The 17,584-nt window shown below is 63.3% G+C and carries 15 protein-coding genes; 6 read left to right on the top strand and 9 right to left on the bottom strand.

Annotated features, from left to right (window positions below; all coding sequences use genetic code 11):
- Positions 1–2: 2 nt before the first annotated feature.
- The 7 genes from C9422_RS15730 to C9422_RS15700 form a co-directional block, all read right to left on the bottom strand.
- A complete protein-coding gene (locus tag C9422_RS15730) occupies positions 3–875 on the bottom strand; it encodes an enoyl-CoA hydratase (RefSeq protein WP_116581269.1) in 873 nt (290 codons plus the stop codon).
- Between the two features lie 25 nt (positions 876–900).
- Positions 901–1,689 carry a CoA-transferase subunit beta gene (locus C9422_RS15725; RefSeq protein WP_116581268.1) on the bottom strand — a complete coding sequence of 263 codons (789 nt, stop codon included), beginning with the start codon at positions 1,687–1,689 and terminating at the stop codon, positions 901–903.
- 12 nt (positions 1,690–1,701) lie between these two features.
- On the bottom strand, positions 1,702–2,583 hold the full coding sequence (locus C9422_RS15720) for a CoA transferase subunit A (protein WP_116581267.1): 882 nt from the start codon (positions 2,581–2,583) through the stop codon (positions 1,702–1,704).
- Positions 2,584–2,594: 11 nt separating this feature from the next.
- The gene (locus C9422_RS15715; RefSeq protein ID WP_116581266.1) at positions 2,595–3,485 is read right to left on the bottom strand and encodes a VOC family protein; all 891 of its coding nucleotides are present in this window, start codon (positions 3,483–3,485) and stop codon (positions 2,595–2,597) included.
- Positions 3,486–3,719: 234 nt separating this feature from the next.
- Positions 3,720–3,998 (bottom strand): DUF6124 family protein, encoded by a 279-nt coding sequence (locus C9422_RS32930; protein ID WP_371924766.1) that lies wholly within the window; start codon positions 3,996–3,998, stop codon positions 3,720–3,722.
- 275 nt (positions 3,999–4,273) lie between these two features.
- Positions 4,274–5,395, bottom strand: coding sequence for an LLM class flavin-dependent oxidoreductase (locus C9422_RS15705; protein WP_116581264.1), 1,122 nt, complete (start codon positions 5,393–5,395; stop codon positions 4,274–4,276).
- 139 nt (positions 5,396–5,534) lie between these two features.
- Positions 5,535–6,719 carry a flavin-dependent monooxygenase gene (locus C9422_RS15700; RefSeq protein WP_116581263.1) on the bottom strand — a complete coding sequence of 395 codons (1,185 nt, stop codon included), beginning with the start codon at positions 6,717–6,719 and terminating at the stop codon, positions 5,535–5,537.
- Positions 6,720–8,101: 1,382 nt separating this feature from the next.
- On the opposite strand from C9422_RS15700, the gene C9422_RS15685 reads away from it, so the two are divergent.
- The 6 genes from C9422_RS15685 to C9422_RS15660 all read left to right on the top strand — a co-directional run bounded on the left by C9422_RS15685 (position 8,102) and on the right by C9422_RS15660 (position 14,762).
- A complete protein-coding gene (locus C9422_RS15685; protein ID WP_015094274.1) occupies positions 8,102–8,617 on the top strand; it encodes a flavin reductase family protein in 516 nt (171 codons plus the stop codon).
- Between the two features lie 9 nt (positions 8,618–8,626).
- Positions 8,627–10,306, top strand: coding sequence for an FAD-binding protein (locus C9422_RS15680; protein WP_116581261.1), 1,680 nt, complete (start codon positions 8,627–8,629; stop codon positions 10,304–10,306).
- A complete protein-coding gene (locus C9422_RS15675) occupies positions 10,294–11,049 on the top strand; it encodes a glucose 1-dehydrogenase (protein WP_116581260.1) in 756 nt (251 codons plus the stop codon). The genes C9422_RS15680 and C9422_RS15675 overlap by 13 nt, the downstream gene beginning before the upstream one ends.
- Positions 11,050–11,062: 13 nt before the next feature.
- Entirely contained in the window at positions 11,063–12,145 is a 1,083-nt protein-coding gene (locus C9422_RS15670; protein ID WP_116581259.1) for a ferredoxin--NADP reductase, read from the top strand.
- Positions 12,146–12,363: 218 nt separating this feature from the next.
- Positions 12,364–13,110 (top strand): SDR family NAD(P)-dependent oxidoreductase, encoded by a 747-nt coding sequence (locus tag C9422_RS15665; protein WP_116581258.1) that lies wholly within the window; start codon positions 12,364–12,366, stop codon positions 13,108–13,110.
- A 71-nt stretch (positions 13,111–13,181) separates the two neighbouring features.
- Positions 13,182–14,762 (top strand): FadD3 family acyl-CoA ligase, encoded by a 1,581-nt coding sequence (locus tag C9422_RS15660; RefSeq protein WP_116581257.1) that lies wholly within the window; start codon positions 13,182–13,184, stop codon positions 14,760–14,762.
- Between the two features lie 86 nt (positions 14,763–14,848).
- On the opposite strand, the gene C9422_RS15655 is transcribed toward C9422_RS15660, so the two are convergent.
- A complete protein-coding gene (locus C9422_RS15655) occupies positions 14,849–15,727 on the bottom strand; it encodes an SDR family NAD(P)-dependent oxidoreductase (protein ID WP_116581256.1) in 879 nt (292 codons plus the stop codon).
- Positions 15,724–17,466, bottom strand: coding sequence for an FAD-binding protein (locus tag C9422_RS15650; RefSeq protein WP_116581255.1), 1,743 nt, complete (start codon positions 17,464–17,466; stop codon positions 15,724–15,726). Before C9422_RS15650 ends, C9422_RS15655 begins: the two co-directional genes overlap by 4 nt.
- Positions 17,467–17,584: the final 118 nt, after the last annotated feature.

The raw sequence follows: 17,584 nt of genomic DNA, 5'->3' as shown, positions 1-17,584 counted from the left end.
GCTCACGCCCCGCCCGTTTTGCGCTGGGAACTGGCCATGGCCTTGGCGTCGTAGCCGCCGAGGCGGTCGCCGGACACCAGTTCGTTGTGGGCGTGGGCGAAGTGATGCAGGCCGAACACCATGTCCATGGTCGCGCGCTTGCCCATCAGGTCTTCGGCGTTGTTCACCGCTTGCTTGCTCAGTTGCAGGCCCAGGCGCGGCATCTGGGCGATGCGCCCGGCGATGTCGAGGGTCTGTTGTTCCAGCTCGTCGCGCGGCACAACCCGATTGAGCATGCCCATCTGATAGGCGCGCGGTGCCGGCATGCGCTCGCCGAGGAACAGGAATTCCTTGGCGATACGCGGGTTCAATTCATGCACGTGGGCGAAATACTCGACCCCGGGAATGCCCATGCGCACCACCGGATCGGCAAAGTACGAATCCTCGCTGGCAACGATCAGGTCACACACCCAGGCCAGCATCAGCCCGCCGGCAATGCATGCGCCCTGGACCATGGCGATGGTCGGCTTGGGCATCTCGCGCCAGCGCCGGCACATGCCCAGATAGACTTCCTGCTCGCGGGCATAGAGAAACTCGCCGCCCGGTTTGTTCACATGGTCGTACCACAGGCTCGCCCGATCGAAGCTCTTGTCGACGTCGCGGCCCGGGGTGCCGATGTCATGCCCGGCGGAGAAATGCTTGCCCGCGCCGCGCAACACGATGACCTTCACTTCATCGTCATCGCAGGCCCGGCGAAACGCCGCGTCCAGCGCATAAGTCATCTGCGAGTTCTGTGCGTTGTGGTACTCGGGGCGGTTCATGGTGACGATTGCCACCGCGTCGCGCACTTCGTACAGGACCACGTCGGCCTCGTTCTTGTCGTTATGTTCAGCCATCACTTGTCTCCGAAAACGCGGGCGCTCAGCGCTGGCCTGGGGGGTTGTCTTTAAGCTGCAGGGCGCGCAGGTTGTGCGGGTCCAGACGCTGGATCAGTTGCAATTGCTCGATGGTCGGGGCAGCGGTGGTCGGGCAGTCGTCCGGCACGTGCAACTCGAACCCGGTGTTGTCCTGGACCTGCGCCGCCGTCACGCCAGGGTGCAGCGAACGGATGCGCATCTGCCGTTGCGGGCCCTGGAAATCCAGCACGCACAGATCGGTGATGATCAGGCGGATGTCGATGTCGTCCAGCTTCCAGCCACGCGCCAGGCGGGCCGGGTTGTAGCCGACCGAGGCGACCATATCGACTTCGCCTTCGACGAACACCCGACGGTTGTGGCTCGGCACACAAAACGAGTTGGCGTGGCTGATCGAGTTGCCGGGGAAACCGCGCACACCGAGCATCTGCGCCTTGGGTTTGGCGTAGTCGCCGATGCAGGAAATGTTCGCCTGGCCAAAGCGGTCGATCTGGGTCGGGCCGACCAGTGCATGGCGCTTGCCGCCCCAGACGTTATCGAAAATTCGCGAGAAGCCCATCCAGCTGTCGCGCTTGGGCTCGTAGCCCTTGCGTGCGCCCAAAGGCACCGGTTCGGCGACCATGTAGGCTTCGGAGTCGGTCATCAGCAGTTGCGGGTTGCTGCTGAGCATGGCCAAGGATGCCGCCAGGCGCGGGATCACGCCGATGCCGGTGGCCAACACTTCGCCGTCTTCGCGCCAGGCTTCAGAGGCGGCGCAGATCATCAGCTCGGCGAGGCTGTAAGTGGTAGTGCTCATCGGAAGGCTCCCTTAGAAAATCGGCAACGGCAGTTCACGGATCGCAGCCAGGCCGCCAACCTTGTCCAGGTACTGTTCGTGGGTGCAGTCGACGTAGTCGCGCACGTAACCTTCCCAGCCATCGGCCGCCTGCACCGTGGCGTTGTAGGCCTTGAAGTGCGCGACGTCGAAACCGTACAGAGGCGCGCAGGACGACGGATGCGCACCGCCCGGGACGTGGGCCACGGCGGTGGTCAGGTTGCGTTCCCAGAACACTTGATGGGCGTGGGCGCTGTCCTGATGGAAGTAGTCGCTGTCGACCAGTTCATCGCAGGTCACGTAGCTGTGGGTCGCGGCCCGCACGAACAGGTCGTCCATGTAGTGATCCGGGCCGCTGATCTGGCACACGCCGCGTTTGTCGGCACGGTCGACATGCACCAGCGCCGCGTCGAGCTTGAGCGCCGGCATCGCCACCCAGTCCTTGCCATCGGCGTACGGCGAGGCGATCAACTTGATCTGGCGGTTGTAGCGCAGCACATCGGTGCCCAGGCCCACCGCCGTCGGAATGAACGGCACATTCATCGCCGCCGCCCGCAGGCCGAGCAGCAACATGCCTTCGTCGATTTCCATCACTTCCAGCGCCGCTTCCTGGCGCGCCTTGCGGAAGTACGGCTCCAGCGGAATGAAATCCAGGGAGACGAAGGCGAACACCAGTTTCCTGATCTTGCCGGCCGCGCAGAGCATGCCGACGTCCGCACCACCGTATGCAACAACAGTTAGCTCCTTGAGATCCGAGCGCAGAATTTCGCGTACCAGCGCCATCGGCTTGCGGCGCGGGCCCCAGCCACCGATGCCGATGGTCATGCCGTCACGCAATTGGCCGACAATCTCGGCCGTAGTCATTTGCTTGTCCATCGTCATGTTCCTCATTGGCGACCGACACTGAAGTCGTGGCCCCAGTGGCTGACCACGGTGCTTTCGAACGGTGTGTGGCGGTCCCAGTCGACCACCAGGCCATCACAGCCGTATTCCAGGTCAAACCCGGACGGGGTCTTGATATAGAAAGAAATCATCTGGTCGTTGGTGTGCTGGCCGAGGGTGGCCGACAGCTTCACGCCGTTGGCGTGGACGCGGTCCAGGGCGCGGCCGACTTCATCCAGCGCGTTGACCTCGACCATCATGTGCACGCAGCCGTGGGGCATCGGGCACTCGAAAATCGCCAGCGAGTGATGGCGGCCGTTGTTGCAGTGCAGGAAGTGAATGCGCTTTTGCGGCTCGGCCGGGTCCGGGGTGAAGCGGACTTTCATCAGGTCCGACAGGCCAAAGCCCATCACCTGTTCGTAGAAGTCGCGGCAGCGTTCGAAGGCCGGTGCCGGCAGCACCACGTGGCCCATGCCGAGGTCGTTGGTGACGAAACCTTTGACGCCCACCGGCGAGACGAAACGGGCGAAGTCCTGCAGCGGGCCCCAGAAAATTTCGTGACGATTGCCATCCGGATCGCTGAAGTGCACCAGGTCCTGAACCTTGCGCAGCTCGGCCTCGGCCGGGGTGCCACGGGTCACTTGCACATCGGCCTGTTGCAGCTCGCTGACCGCCTGTTCCAGCGCTGCTTTGCCGGCCACTTCCCAGCCGCAGGCACCGAAGCCGTTCTCGGCACTGTTGTGCACCAGCACGCGGTAATGACGCTCGTCCATTTTCAGGTACAAAAGTTCATCGTCGCCGCTGACCATCATGCCCAGTACCTGGCTTGCGTAGTGGCGCCATTGCGCCAGGTCGCTGGATAACAGGGTGACGTAACCCAGACCGCGGATATCCATGGATGCACTCCTCGTTTTACTCAGGCCGTGCCGCCCTTCGGCTGGTGCCGGGGGAGACTTTATGTAGGGGCTATTCAAACGGGTTTGGGGAGGGGCAACATCGTCCAATGGGACTAGCGGATTCAACCCTGCAGGAGCTGCCGAAGGCTGCGATCTTTTGATCTTGATTTTCATCGATGCCGAGAAGATCAAGATCAAAAGATCGCAGCCTTCGGCAGCTCCTACAGGGGGGCGTCAGGCGGGTTGCTCGATTTGATCCAGCATGCGGTTTGCCCTGATCTGCGCCAACATCACGCTGCTGGAAATACCTAGCAGGACGTTGCGCGACGAACCTTCCAGATGGACGACCGAGGCCAATGTCTCGTACCTGTAAACCCTCACAAACACCCTGTAGGAGCTGCCGAAGGCTGCGATCTTTTGGCGGAGTTGGAATGGCTGAAGATCAAGATCAAAAAATCGCAGTCTTCGGCAGCTCCTACAGAGGTTTGGCGGCTGTGGGAGTAGTGCAGGCATAAAAAAACGGGCCTTGGGGACCCGTTGGAAAGTTGGCCTGGCGTCCGTGCCAAACCTGAAGCATATGGGATTGATAGCCTTGTGCTGCATCCTGTGGCGAGGAGGCTTGCCCCCGCTGGACTACGAAGTAGTCCCAAATCCAGGCGACACGGAATGTCTGAAAAACCGTGCAACCCTGTTTTGCGACCGCTGCGCGGCCGAACGGGGGCAAGCCCCCTCGCCACAGGTTCGGTCCGCATGGAGAACATTCGTTAACCAACAGGCCTCGTCCGGCATCATCCCTTGCGGAAGTGCGGAATCACCTTCTCGCCAATGTTCTTCAGCGTCTCGAGCTGCGCCCACTGCGGCACGGTGCCCATCTGGCAGATGAAGAGGATTTCGTCGGCGCCGGCGTCGATCAGGCGTTGCACGTAGCCGATGCAATCCTCGACGGTGCCGTAGGCGTGGTTCGGGTTCATCATCGCCATGGTCGGGTCCGAGAAATCGACACTGACTTCTTCGGAGGCGAAGCGCGACTTGATCACGCTCTGGCCGTTGCCGTCGACGAAGGTGTCGTCCTTCCACTTCTCAGGATCCGGACGCTCGCCACCGCCGTACCAGTAGCCCAGGGACTCCATGAAGTAACGTTGGCCACGGATACCGATGCGGCGCGCTTCCTCGTTGTCGTCCAGCACGATGGCCGGGCACAGCGCGGCGATGTGCCGATTAGGGCGGAAACCCACTTGCTTCTTCTCATCGCGGTTGTCGTAGGCCGTGTGATACACCTCGACTTTCTTGGCGATTTCTTCCGGGCCACCGAAGCCCAGCACCAGCGCGCCCATGCCGCGACCGCCGGCGTTTTTCAACGACTCGGTGTTGGTGCACGCCAGGTACATCGGCGGGTGCGGATCCTGATAAGGCTTTGGATGGATCGGGCGCTTGGGGATCTGCACGAAGTCGCCGTTGTGCTCGATCTCGTCCTGCACGAACATCTTCGGGATCAGGTACATCATCTCGTCGATCTGCGGCTGCAAGGTCGCCAGGTCGTAGCCGAAGGTGCCGGCTTCCTGCTGGGTGCCGCCCTTGCCGACGCCGAAGTGCACACGGCCCTTGGACAGCAGGTCGAGGGTGGCGATGCGCTCGGCGACTTTCACCGGGTGGTTCATCGCCGGAGGCAGGCAGACCACGCCGTGGCCGATGCCGATGCGCTCGGTTTTACCGGCCACGAAAGCCAGCATGGTTTCCGGCGCGGACATGTGCGAGTAGTTGCTCAGTGCCGTGTGCTCTACGCACCAGAAGGTGTCGAAACCCAGCTTGTCGGCGAGCACAGCCTGCTCGACCGTGTCTTCGAAAATCTTGCGGTCGCCTTCGCGGCTGGAGTCCACCGTCTGGGCTTCGTAAATCAGGGAAAATTTCATGGTTGATCCTTGTGCTTATTTGGATGCGCAGTCGGCGCCGTAGACCTTCGCCTTACCGCCAATGCTCGTGCATCGACGGGGCGCTCGAATCACGCAAACGGACTAGCCCGTTTCATAGAAAAAGAGCTGTAGGGAAGCGTCAGAGGAAAAAGTCGCTGCTGTCCTGCCCCATGCTCACGCCGCCAAGGTTCCAGGCGTACTTGGCCGGGCTGTTGGCGACGTGGGCGCGACCGGTGTGAATGTCGCGGAAAGCACGGTTGATCGCATGACTGCGGAAGATCGTCGAAGCACCGCTGTTGAACATCAGGTCGCCAACGGCCTTGGCGCACTTGTCGGCCACCAGCGCCGAGTCGTAACGCATCTTCACCCGCTCGGGCATGCTCAACGGCTCAGCCTTTTGCGCGCGCTCCAGCATCAAGGCAAAGTTGCGATGCAGCACGGTCTTGCACTCGTCGACGCAGACCATGGCATTGGCCAGCGACGATTGCGCGGCCGGGTCCTGGACCATCTTGCGACCGTCATTGACCCCGACCCGAGCGCGGTTGTGCTCGACAAACTGATCCACCGCGCCTTGCAGGGCGCCGATAGCGGACGACGACACCGCACGCACGAAAATCTGCCCGAACGGCAGGCGGAACAAGGGCGCGGTGTTCACCGAGTTGCCCGGACTGTTCTGCATGAAACCGTCGAGCGCGCGATGGGTGCGGTACTCGGGAACGAAGGCGTTCTCCACCAGAATGTCGTGGGAGCCGGTGGCTTCCAGGCCCATGACATTCCAGTTGTCGAGAATCTGGTAGTCGCTGCGCGGCACCAGGAACGTCCGATAATCCGGCGCCCCGCCCGCCTCTTCCGGCGGCACCAGCGCACCGAGGAACGCCCAGTCGCAGTGCTTGCTGCCGGAAGAAAATCCCCAACGGCCGCTCAACTTGAAACCACCGTCGACTCGCTCGACCTTGCCCACCGGCATATAGGAAGACGAGATCAGCACACTGGAATCGCTACCCCAGACATCCTGCGCGGCGCGGTCGTCGAACAGCGCCAGCTGCCAGTTATGGATCGCCACCACCCCCAACACCCAGGCCGAAGACATGCAACCTTCGGCCAGGGTCATCTGCACGTCGAAGAAATCCTTGGGCTCCAGCTCATAGCCTTCCCAGCGGGAGGGTTGCAGGATGCGAAAGAACCCGGCGTCGTGGAAATCCTTCAGGGTTTCTTCAGGCAACTGCCCGGCTTGCGCGGCGTTCAGGGCGCGTTCACGCAGGATCGGCACCAACTCACGGGCACGTTGGCTCAGACGCTGGCGAATCAGGTCTTGGTTGAGCATTTTTATTGTTCTCCTTTGTTCACCCCATCCGCCGGGGCGCGCGTGCAACGGGGCGGGTGTAGTGCCCCTACGCTGGCATTCAAACAATGCGCAAAGCGACGGGCATCCCTCAAACGGACCATGTGGTTTTGGGGAACTGGCATCTGGGTGGGGGTGAATCAGAAGGTGATGCGTTGGCTGGCAGGCCGTCTTCGCGAGCAGACCCACATTGAGCTCCCTGTTTTACTCGATACTTGTGGCCACTGAAGATCACTGTGGGAGCGAGCTTGCTCGCGATGGCTTTGTGTCAGGCGGCATGGATTTTTGAGGGTGGACATATCCGTTTCTGCGGTAACGGCCGCTTAGGGTTCCGCTCTTACAGCGGGTCACTTGGAAAAGCCTGTAGGAGCGAGCTTGCTCGCGATGGAGGTCAACGATGATGCGGGAAGCCTGGCACCCCGCGGTGCTCTCAGGTTTTTCGCGAGCAAGCTCGCTCCTACAGAGCCCGCCGCCATCGGCCATCCATGGCCGGGGGCGGCTAACCCGGCATCCATGCCGGGTTGCCCACTGCGCAGAACCTGCGCTCGGCCTCACGAGGGGGCGTACACCGCAACAGCGTCCGAGGCGGCCTACCGGCCGACCTGTTTGCGGGGGGCGTTCGTCTGTGATGTACCTGGTCGACTGACAGGTCGCTATCGCGAGCAAGCTCGCTCCCACAGGTACTCAGTACATCAGCAAGATTTCGGTCAGCTGGCAGGCCGTCTTCGCGAGCAGGCTCGCTCCCACAGTTGATCCGGGTATGCCTGCGAGAGATTGGTCGGCTGTCAGACCGCCTTCGCGGGCAAGCCCGCTCCCACAGTTGGACTGGGTACATTCGAAAGAAATTGGTCGGCTGGCAGGCCGCCATCGCGAGCAAGCTCGCTCCCACAGAAGAGCAAAGGCAGAGCAGTCCACACCGCGCCGCTTCTCACCACTCATCAGGCCGAGCGTTAGCTCGCCTGCAGCTCTTGATCTTGATCCACCCGCCCCCTCGGCAGGCTGAGCGCAGGTGTTCATCCGGGGATGGGCGCGCAGCGCCGTTCGACGCAGTCGAACTCATTGCATGTAGGTCGAAGCGAAGCCGACCGGAGGGCAATGCCCCCGGATGAATGCCGGAGCGAAGGAACCCCGAGCCTCAGCGAGGGGCCGTACGTTCGGGGCGAGCGTTTTTTGCTTACTTTTTTAGGCGCTTGTAAAAAAGTGAGTCGCCGTAAGGGCGAAACCATAAGCCGCCGTTACCGCAGCAATGGATATGTACTCGACCAGGAACAGTTCAAACAACTAGTCCCCTCGGACGATGTTGAGTCTGTACGCCAGAGCAAGAATCCATCGCACTCCACCCCCAACAAAAAAGGCCCAGTGCGATGAACGACGCCAATCTCAAAGCCGACATGCTCCAGGCCATGCGCCGCCTGGCCAAGTCCGTCACCATTATCAGCACCAGCAACGGCTCCGAACGCTTCGCCATGGCCGCCACCGCGGTCGACTCCCTGAGTACCGAACCGCCATCGCTGCTGATCTGCGTCAACAAGACCGCCTCGCCCCACGCCGCACTGGCGACCGGCGCGGACTTCTGCGTGAACATCCTCGGCGTCGACCAACAAGACCTGGCCAACCTGTGCAGCGGCGCGATCAAGGGCGAAGCGCGCTTCGACCGTGGCAACTGGCTGACCAGTCCCGGCGGCATTCCTTACCTGGGCGACGCACAGTCGGCGATCCTCTGCCGCCAGGACGGCCACTTCAGCTACGGCACCCACACCGTGTTCATCGGACGCATCCTGCAGATCCACACCACTGACGCCATCACCCCGCTGGTCTACCTCGACGGCAGCTACACCACCACCGCCAAACCCGCACCTTCTCTCGCAGCCGCTGGCTGAGGCCCGAACATGGACAGCCTGAACCGGTTGACGGCGCTGCGAGTGAACAGCGCCGACCCGTTGCCATGGGATGACCGCTGCGACTTGCTGATCGTCGGGTTTGGCGGAGCCGGCGCCTGTGCCGCCATCGAAGCCAGCACTCGCGGCCTGTCGGTGCTCGCCCTGGATCGCTTCGAAGGCGGTGGCGCCACGGCACTCAGCGGTGGCGTGGTCTATGCCGGCGGCGGTACGCCGTATCAGCGCCAGGCTGGCTATGAAGACACCAGCGAGGCGATGTTCAATTACCTGCGCCAGGAAGTCGGCGAGGCCGTCAGCCTCGAGACGCTACGGGATTTCTGCGAAGGCAGCCGTGAGCAACTGGCCTGGCTGGAGCGTCAAGGCGCGGCCTTCGAAGCCAGCGTGCCGCCGCACAAGACCTCATACCCGAGCGACCAGTACTACCTCTATTACTCCGGCAACGAAGCCGTGCCGGCCTATGCCGCCAGCGCCAAACCGGCACCTCGTGGCCATCGCACCAAAGGCCCGGGCATGTCCGGCGCCAGTCTGTTCGCCCCGCTCAAGGCCAGCGCCTTGCGAAACGGCGCACGCCTGCGCAGCCAGTGCGAAGTGCGCAGGCTGGTGCTCGACCTGGACGACAAGGTCCTCGGCGTCGAAGCCTGGCAGTTGCCGCCGGGTAGCCGCGCGGCCAAACAACATGCGCGTCTGTCGCGCTGGGCCGCGGCCATTCATATGTACGCTCCGGCCTTGGCCGACCGCTTGCGCGCCCGTCAACGTCGCATCGAACAGACCTGCGCCATCCGCCAATTGATTCGCGCCGAACAGGCGGTGCTGCTGAGCAGCGGTGGTTTCATCTTCAATCGCGACCTGGTGCGCCAGCACGCGCCGCAGTACCTGGCCGGTCTGCCGCTGGGCGCCACCGGGTGCAATGGCAGCGGCATCGCCCTGGGCCAGAGCGCCGGTGGCAGCGTGGCGCGGATGGACAAGGTCAGCGCCTGGCGTTTCATCAATCCGCCACTGGCCTGGGCCCGCGGGCTGATCGTCAATGCCCGGGGACAACGTTACGCCAACGAAGAAATCTACGGCGCGACCCTCGGCCACGCCATGGTCGAAGAACAGGATGGTCGCGCCATTCTGCTGCTCAACCGCGCGCTGGTACGTGAGGCATTGAGTCAGGTCGGTCCCGGCAAGGTGTGGAATTTCCAGCGCCTGCCGGTGCTGCTCAACCTGCTGTTCAACGCCAAACGCAGCAGCAGCCTGGCCGGGTTGGCCAAGCGCTGCCATCTGCCGCCGGAACTGCTGCGCCAGAGTGTCGAACGCTATAGCCGCGCGGCGCGCGGTGAAGTCGCCGACGAGTTCGGCAAGTCCGCGGCGATGCTCGCCAACCTCGACCAGGGCCCGTGGTATGCCCTCGACCTTTCATTCGCCAGCAAACTGTTCCCCTGCCCGGTCATCACCCTGGGCGGGTTGAAAGTCTGCGAGGCCAGCGGTCGGGTGCTGGACCCTGCCGGCCAGCCAATAAACGGCCTGTACAGCGCCGGCCGCAATGCGGTCGGGGTCGCCTCCAACCTGTATGTCTCCGGCCTGTCCCTGGCCGACTGCATCTATTCCGGTCGCCGGGCTGCCGCCCACGTGGCCGACCAATTCGCACTTCAAACCGCACGATCAGGAGAACAACAATGCAACGTGTAGAAGGCAAAGTCTGCATCATCACCGGCGCCGCCAGCGGCATTGGTCGCGAAGATGCTCTGCTGCTGGCCCGCGAAGGCGCCAAAGTGGTACTGACCGACCTCAACGAAGAAGCCGGCCGCCATGTCGCCGCAGAAGTCGGCGCCAACGCGCTGTTCATCCGCCACGACATCACCAGCGAAAGCGACTGGCAACACGTGGTCAAGACCACAGTCGAACGCTTCGGCCGCCTCGACGTACTGGTCAACAACGCCGCGATCCTGGCCCTGGGCAGCATCGAAGACACCACCCTGGAGCTGTGGCAGAAGGTGCAGAAGATCAACGGCGACGGCTACTTCCTCGGTTGCAAGTACGCCATCCAGGCGATGAAGGAAAGCGGTGGCGGCTCGATCATCAACATGTCGTCGGTCGCCGCCCTGGGCGCCATGCCGATGTTCTGCGCTTACTCGGCGTCCAAAGGCGCGGTGGCGGCGATGACCCGCTCCATCGCCCTGCACTGCAAGCAGCAGGGCTATCGCATTCGCTGCAACAGCGTGCACCCCGATGGCGTGAACACGCCGATGACCCAGGCCCTGGCCGGTGGTCAGCCGATCCCGCAGGAAGCGCTGGACCAGGACCCGATGAACCGCATGGCGGCGCCACGGGACATTGCCAACGTGGTGCTGTTCCTCGCCACCGACGAGTCGCGGTTCGTCAACGGTGCCGAGATCCGCGTCGACAACGCCCAACTGATCAGCGGGCTCTGAGGTCGAGGTGAACATGGGCACGCAACAACAGAACCTGACCCCGGCCGAATCGACGACGGCAAGCGTCTCATTGCAAGTGTGCGCGGTGATCGACGAGACCGCCGATGCGCGCTCGCTGGTGCTGGACATACCGCCAACCCTGCGTGAGCGCTTTCGCTACAAACCGGGCCAGTTCCTGAGTTTTCGCGTGCCCTTCGCCGGCAAACTGTTGACCCGCTGCTACTCCATGGCCAGTTCGCCCCTCGCGGACGCACTGCCCAAGGTCACGGTGAAACGGGTCGACGGTGGCCGGGTGTCGAACTGGATGAACGAAGTCCAGGTCGGCGACTGGCTGGAAGTGTTGCCACCGGCCGGGCATTTCTGCCTGGACCCGCAGGCGGACACCGAAAAGCCCCTGGTCCTGTTCGGGGGCGGTTCGGGCATCACCCCGGTGTTTTCCATTCTCAAATCAGTGCTCCATGGCAGCCGGCGGCCGATCAAGTTGATCTACGCCAACCGCGATGAGGCGTCGGTGATTTTCAAGGACGAGCTGTGCCGGTTGATCAAGGCGCATCCTGATCAACTGCACGTGGTGCACGTCCTCGATTCGGTGCAGGGCTTCCTGACGGACCATCAGGTCCGTCATCTGCTGCACGGATCGGCCGGCGGCGACTACTTCATCTGCGGGCCGGGTCCTTTCATGGACACCGTGGAGCGCACGCTGCTGGCACTGGGCGAAGCGGCCGAACGCATTCATGTCGAACGTTTCGTCTCGCCACCGGACCCCGATGAACTGCTGGCCGAAGAAACGCTGGCACGAGCGGCGGCCATTGATTCGCAATGTGAAGCGCTGATCGTCGAACTCGATGGCCAGCAACACGAAATTGCCTGCCAACCCGGCGACACCTTGCTGCAAAGTTGCAAAGCAGCTGGCCTCGATGTGCCGTCGTCCTGTGAAGAAGGTTTTTGCGGGGCCTGCATGTGCGTGGTCAAGGAAGGTGAAGTCCAGTTGGCGCGCAACGACGTACTGACCCCCAAGGAACTCGCCGACGGCTGGACGCTGGCCTGCCAGAGCCGACCGACGGGTGCCCGGGTACGCCTGAAATTCCCGGATTGAGGGTATGCATAACCCGTGTAGGAGCTGCCGCAGGCTGCGATCTTTTGATCTTGCCTTTAAAAAATCAAAAGATCGCAGCCTGCGGCAGCTCCTACAGTGGGATTGCGTACGACCAGGCAGGGGCTTTGTCGCCTTAGTCTCAACGGACGATCACTCAGGCCCGGTCTGCAGTTAGACTCGGCCACAGCATTAGCCCACAACAATAAAGAGGTGCAGTTATGGCTCGTTTGCAGAACAAGGTCGCGGTGGTCACCGGCGGCGCTTCGGGGATCGGTCTGGCCTGCGTGCGCCGTTTCGCTGCCGAAGGCGCGCAAGTGGTCGGGCTGGACATCGGCAGCGCCCCGGCAGACTTCCCCGGCCTGTTCATGACCCTCGACGTGCGCGACGAAGCGCAGGTGCAGCAGGTCATGCAAGACGTCATCAGCCGCTTCGGGCGCATCGATATTCTGGTCAACGCCGCCGGCGTCGCCGACCAGGGCAGCGTGACCCAGACCACCACCGCCAACTGGCAACGGGTGATGGACATCAACCTGACCGGCAGCATGCTCACCAGCAAGTACGCGCTGGCGTCGATGGTGGAGCAGCGCGGTGGTTCGATCATCAACGTCGGTTCGATCTTCGGCCTGCAGGGCTGCGACGGCAACGTGGCCTACAACGTGTCCAAGGGCGGCATCAACCAGCTGACCCGCTCGATGGCCATCGACTACGGCTACGCCAACATTCGCGTCAACGGCCTGTGCCCGGGCCTGATCGAAACGCCGATGACCAGCATGGTCCATGACAATGATGCGTTCCACGCCTTCTTCGCCTCGCAGCACATGCTCAGCCGCTCCGGGCAACCGGAAGAAGTGGCCAATGTCGCGCTGTTCCTGGCCTCGGACGAAGCGTCCTTTGTCAGCGGCCAGATGATCGCCGTGGACGGTGGTTTCTCCGCCGGTCGCCGTTTCGCCCCGCCCGCCCAGTAATTCGCAATCCGGCCGGGCGCCCTGCCCGGCCTACTCCCTTTTCGTAATTGTCTTCTAACCGGGGAGGCCCCATGCCGCCTGTCGCCACCGCACTGACCATCGCTCAACTGTTCGCCAACGCTGCCCAGGCCTACGGCGACCGCCCGGCCATCGAGGACGCGGGCCACAGCATCAGCTACCGACAACTCGACCAGTTGCGTCGCCAGGCTGCCCGCGCACTGCTGGCCCTCGACGTACAGGTCGGGGACCGCGTGGCGATCTGGGCGCCCAACGTATGGGAATGGATCGTCGCCGCCGGCGCCCTGCAAAGTGTCGGCGCCGCCCTGGTACCGCTCAATACCCGGATGAAGGGCAGCGAAGCCGGCTACATCCTGCGCGAAAGCGGCACCTGCGTGCTGTTTGCCATCGGCGAATTCCTCGGCGCGGACTACCCCGGCATGCTGGTGTCGGAAGACCTCCCTGAGCTTCGTCACATCGTCAGCCTGCGCGGCGCCAATCCGGGCACCCTGGCCTGGGAACGGTTCATGGATCTGGCGGCCGACGTGCCGCAACTGGCCTTGCGCACCCGCGAACAAAGCGTTGGCCCGCAAGCCTTGTCCGACGTGCTGTTCACCTCGGGCACCACCGGCAAGCCCAAGGGCGTGATGACCAGCCACGGCCAGAACCTGCGCATCGTGCGCGACTGGAGTGACATCGTCGGGCTGCGCGAAAGCGATCGCTACCTGATCGTCAATCCGTTCTTCCACTCCTTCGGCTACAAGGCCGGCTGGCTGGCCGCATTGATGCGTGGCTGCACCCTCCTGCCGCAGCAAGTGTTCGACGTGCGGGCCGTGCTTGAATGCGTGCAGCGCGAACGCATCACCGTGTTGCCTGGGCCGCCGACGCTGTATCAATCGTTGCTGGCCCATCCGCAACGCAGCGAGTTCGACCTGGGCTCATTGCGGGTAGCGGTAACCGGCGCGGCGGCGATTCCCGTGGAGATGATCCACCGCATGCGCGACGAACTGGGATTCGCCACCATCGTCACCGCGTATGGCCTGACGGAAGTCTGCGGTTTCGCCACGATCTGCCGCTCCGGTGATTCCGCGGAACTGGTCGCCAACACCAGTGGCCGGGCGATGCCGGGGGTGGAAGTGCGATGTGTCGGCAACACGGGCCGCAGCCAACCGGCGAACACTCCCGGTGAAGTGCAGATTCGCGGTTACAACCTGATGCAGGGTTACCTCAACAACCCCGACGCCAGCCAGGAAATTCTCGACGCCGACGGCTGGCTGCACACCGGCGACATCGGCATGCTCGATGAACAGGGTTATCTGCGCATCACCGATCGCCTCAAGGACATGTTCATCACCGGTGGCTTCAACGTGTACCCGGCGGAGATCGAACAGTGTCTGCTGACCTACCCGGGCGTGGCCCAGGCCGCGGTGATCGGTATTCCCGATGAGCGCATGGGTGAGGTGGCGATGGCGTTCCTGTTGCCGGCACCCGGAATGGAAATCGAGCAGGCGCGGTTCCTCGCCTGGTGCCGTGAACAGATGGCCAACTACAAGGTGCCGCGCCGGGTGCAGGTGCTGCAGAGCATGCCGATCAATGCGGCGGGCAAAGTGACGAAGAATGTGTTGCGCGAGTGGGCATTGCAGCCAGTCAATTAACTCAAAAAGATCGCAGCCTTCGGCAGCTCCTACATGATCGGTGTACACCTGTAGGAGCTGCCGAAGGCTGCGATCTTTTGCCTGTTTCAGACCACCCGCGCCGGGTGCTGTTGGCGCGGGTCGCCGAGCATGGCGCGGTGGGACGGCGGCTGGCGGCCTTCGGCTTCGCTGATGCCGTAGCCGGGAGCGATTTCGGCGGTGATCAAGGTCTGCCCGGACAGCGCCATCAACTGCGGATCATTGAGCAAGGCATGGATCACCCGCCCGTTGAACTGCGGGGTTTCGGCATGGGCGAGAAACGCCTGATACTGCTCGCCATGCTGTTCGCCGGCAATCCGGGTGCGTTCGGTCAGTTGCGGGCCGAGCCACAGCGACAACGCCGCCACGCCCTGCCCCTCGAAATCGATCGCCATGTCCGCCGCCAGTTTGTCGACTCCGGCCTTTTGCGCACCGTACGCCGGGCCGTGCATGTAGCACCCGGCCCCGAACGACGACGTGAAGCAAATCAGTCCTTGGGTACTTTTGAGCAACAGCGGCGCGGCGTAGTAGCTGGCGATGTAGGCCGAGCGCAGGCCGACGTCGAGAATCCGTACCAGCTCCAGCGGTTTGGCCCAGAACGGCCCCGGTTCGATCAACTGGTCATGGATGAACGCGGCGTTGTTCACCAGCAAATCCAGGCGCCCGCACTCCTGCTCTACCCTCTCGAACAACGCCCGGACCTGCGCGTCATCGGCGTGGTCACAGACCACCGCGATACCGCGCCCACCCGCGGCGGTGATCGCGGCGGCGGTGTCTTCCAGCGAGCCGCACAAGGCATGCCCATACAGATTCGAGCCGCCCTGCGCCGGGGCGCGGCCAGTGATGTATACGGTCATGCCCGCCGCACCGAGGGCCAGGGCGATGCCCTGGCCCACTCCGCGACTGGCACCGGTCACGATAGCGATTTGTTGACGTGGCTGATTCATTCAACGCTCCCGAACAAGGTTTTCGCCGAAGCGGTTTCGCTCTGGCGCTTGATGTGATTGGCGGCCAGGTAGCCGAAGGTCATGGCCGGGCCGATGGTCGAGCCGGCACCTGGATAAGTGCGGCCCATCATCGAGGCGGCGCTGTTGCCGATGGCGTACAGGCCGTTGATCGGTTGCCCGTCTTCATGCAACACACGGGCGTGCACGTCCGTCAGCAGCCCCCCCTTGGTGCCGATGTCGCCGGCGTCGATGCGTACGGCGTAGAACGGTCCCTTGAGCAACGGCGCCAGGCACGGGTTGGGTTGCACGTTCGGGTCGCCGTAGTAGCGGTCGAACAGTGAGTCGCCCTTGTGGAAATCCTCGTCGACGCCCTGCACGGCCATGCCGTTGAAGCGCTGCACGGTGCGCAGCAGCCCGCCGGCGTCGACGCCGATTTTCGTCGCCAGCTCTTCCAGGCTCGACGCCTTGTGGAAGTAGTCGCGCAGATGCTCGGGCAATTGCCAGTCGCGCTGGGCATAGCCCGGCAGCAAGGCACCGCAGGGATATTTGCGGCGGAACTCGGCGTCGAACACCATCCAGCACGGCACGCTTGCGGCGCCCTCGCGGTTGTTGGCGTACATCGCATAAACGATATCGGTATAGGGCGCGGCTTCATTGACGAAACGTTCGCCTGCGGCGTTGACCATCACGCACCCCGGCAAGGTACGTTCGACGAACAACGCACGCTGCTTCTCTTCGCCCTTGACGTAAGTAGTTGGCGCCCACCAGCTGTGCTCCATCAACGCGGTCCGCGCACCAATGGCCTGGCCGGCGCGAATGCCGTCGCCGGTATTGTTCGGCGGCGTGGCACTCCAGTTGGCCCGGGACGGCTGCGGCAGGTACTGCTCGCGCATCGCCTGGTTGCGCTCGAAACCACCGGCAGCAACGATCACCCCGTAGCGCGCCTTGACGTTGAGCAACTGACCGTTGCGATTGACCCGCGCACCGCCGACCCGGTCGCCGACCAACAGCAGTTCTTCGAGCGCACAGTTGAGCCACAGGGATTTACCGCGGTCCTGCAACGAACAGCGCAAGGCACCGATCAAGGCATTGCCCAGGGTCAGGTAGCGGTCACGGCGGGACAAGCGTCGACCCTCGCGGTCACGCCAGTAGCGCCACATCACCCGCAGGGTCAGGCGCAACCAGCCGGGGCCACGGCACAGCAGCACTTGCGCCTCTTTCATGGTCATCGCCATGCGCCCCATCATCAGGGTGCCGGGGGACGGTGCGCGCATGCGCAGGAATTCTTCGCCGAGTTCGGCGGCATCGAAAGGTTGTGGATCCATCGAGCGATAACCCGGTTTGCCGCCCGCGACTTCCGGGTAGTAATCGGCGTAGCGAGGTTGCGCCTCGAAGCGCACCCGGGTGTGTTTTTCCAGGTACTCGACCATCTCCCGGCCATGTTCGACATAGGCTTCGATGCGCCCGTCGTCGACCTCGCCATGGGTCACGGCGCGGATGTAGGCAATCGCTTCGGCTGCCGAATCACTGCCGCCGAGCGCATTGATCCGGTGGTTGTTGGGGATCCAGATGCCACCGCCGGACACCGCCGAGGTGCCGCCGTACTCGCCGCTCTTCTCGATCAGCAGCGCATTCAGGCCCAGGTCGTGGGCACGCAGCGCAGCGGTCATGCCCCCGGCTCCCGAGCCAACTACCAACACATCACAACACTCGTCCCATTTGATCCCGGCAGCGTTCATGCGATCACCCTTGTTCAGCGCCCATCAGGCAGAAACCGCCACCGCCGGATCTTCGCCCGGTGCAGTCGGTCTCGGGATTGTTCGCCGCACGCGCCGGGTGTTCATCGTCCGATGGGAC

The sequence above is a fragment of the Pseudomonas sp. B1(2018) genome (assembly GCF_003097365.1).
GTDB classification, from domain to species: domain Bacteria; phylum Pseudomonadota; class Gammaproteobacteria; order Pseudomonadales; family Pseudomonadaceae; genus Aquipseudomonas; species Aquipseudomonas laurylsulfatiphila.
The sequence above is the reverse complement of the archived record's forward strand: the minus strand, read 5'-3'. Positions and strand labels throughout refer to the sequence as shown.